Raw genomic sequence first — 1,537 nt, forward strand, 5'->3', positions numbered from 1 at the left:
ACACCACCTTTTCGATCATCTCGACTGGGGGCTCAAGTCATACCGGGGCCGAAGGCCGGGAGCCCCATCGCGAGGCCACGAAAACGGTAACGGGGGCCTCTGACGGGACCGAATCCGACCGACCGTGGCAAGCCTGGATCGAAAATCCCCTTGATCACTGACCGGAACGGACTGCCGCTTTCGCTGGGCGTTTCCGGCGCGAACATGCACGACAGCCTCGGCCTTGAACCGCTCGTGCGGGGCATCCCGCCGATCCGGTCCCGGCGAGGACCCCGCAGGCGGCGGCCGGGCAAGCTCCACGCGGACAAGGGCCACGACTACGACCACCTGCGCCGTTGGCTCCGCAGACGCGGCATCCGCCACCGCATCGCCCGCAACGGAATCGAGTCCTCACAACGACCGGTGCCGGGCCGCCGGCATCGACGACACGGTCGCCTTCGAGACGAAGGGGGCGGAGCAGAGATGCGTTCACGATGTAGGCTCATCTGGGGTAGGGTCTCTACGACAGAAGCGGGAACAGATTCATGCGGAAGGCCATGCGATGCCGGAAGATCCCATTGCCCGCGAGGGCGCGGCTCAGCTCAATGACAAGCTGAGCGAGGTCATTGCCGATCTCCGTGTCATCAAGGGTGATGTCCTGGCCATCCGGCTCGGCCAGGCTGCCACAGACCAGAAGCTGGATACCTTCATCGCCGAGCAGCGGAAGACGAACGAGACCCTCGTCTCGCTGCTGTCCGAACTCGTCGGCAAGCGGACCGCGTAACCTCGGGCTGCCCCGGGAGCCGCAATGCAGGGAATGCTGGCAGGAGGCCGTCTCATCGACCCGGCCCGGCTCGGCGGCCTCGTCGAAGCCGCCGAGGTCATGGGCCTCACCAAGCAGGCCGCCGCCCGTGCTCTGAAATCCCAGAACGCACCCGGGGCGGTGCGTATCCTCGCCATGGGCCCCGTTTATGATCTTAGCGAGATCGCTGCGTGGAACGCCGTGCGGCGGCGCAGGCCTGGTCCAGCACCGCGGAACGCAACCCTGCACGCCCCCGGCCGCTGCTCGACGGCGAGGTGAATCTTGGTGGTCAACCCACCGCGGGAACGTCCGAGGCCGTGGTCGGCCGGCTCGACCGAGATGCCGCCGGGTGGCTCCTTCTGGAGGTCCCCCTTTTCGCCGCTCCGGCGGCGTGCTGGTGGGCCCGGCACACGGTCGAGTCGACGTTAACGTCCCAGGTGATCAGGCCCTTCGCGTCCGCCTCGGCCTGGAGCCGGGTGAGGATACTGGCCCGTGTTCCGTCCCGCTGCCAGCGTCGGAAGAGGTCGTAGACCCGGTCCCACGGCCCGTAGCGTTCGGGCACGTCCCGCCACGGAGCACCGGTACGGGTCCGCCACCGTATGCCGTCTATCAGCTGCCGCCGCGTCCACACCTGCCCGGCTTGATGCCCTGCGGCAGCAGCGGCTCAAGCCGGGCCCACTGGCTGTTCGTCAGATCTCCACGTCCCACAAGACGTGATCATGAACGAACAAGATCCACTTTCGCAACAGGCCCTAG

3 protein-coding genes and 1 pseudogene are annotated in these 1,537 nt (G+C 67.2%); 3 read left to right on the top strand and 1 reads right to left on the bottom strand.

Annotated elements, in window-relative coordinates:
- Positions 1–93 precede the first annotated feature (93 nt).
- The 3 genes and pseudogenes from ACFYP3_RS37760 to ACFYP3_RS37770 form a co-directional block, all read left to right on the top strand.
- A pseudogene (locus ACFYP3_RS37760) lies at positions 94–399 on the top strand (transposase); the annotation flags it as partial.
- 142 nt (positions 400–541) lie between these two features.
- Positions 542–763 carry a hypothetical protein gene (locus tag ACFYP3_RS37765; protein WP_388842642.1) on the top strand — a complete coding sequence of 74 codons (222 nt, stop codon included), beginning with the start codon at positions 542–544 and terminating at the stop codon, positions 761–763.
- A 24-nt stretch (positions 764–787) separates the two neighbouring features.
- Positions 788–1,060 (top strand): hypothetical protein, encoded by a 273-nt coding sequence (locus ACFYP3_RS37770; protein WP_388842644.1) that lies wholly within the window; start codon positions 788–790, stop codon positions 1,058–1,060.
- 10 nt (positions 1,061–1,070) lie between these two features.
- Here the strand turns inward: ACFYP3_RS37770 and ACFYP3_RS37775 are convergent, their stop codons facing one another.
- On the bottom strand, positions 1,071–1,412 hold the full coding sequence (locus ACFYP3_RS37775; RefSeq protein ID WP_388842646.1) for a transposase: 342 nt from the start codon (positions 1,410–1,412) through the stop codon (positions 1,071–1,073).
- Positions 1,413–1,537 lie beyond the last annotated feature (125 nt).

Source organism: Streptomyces sp. NPDC005533, assembly GCF_042871845.1.
Lineage (GTDB): Bacteria > Actinomycetota > Actinomycetes > Streptomycetales > Streptomycetaceae > Streptomyces.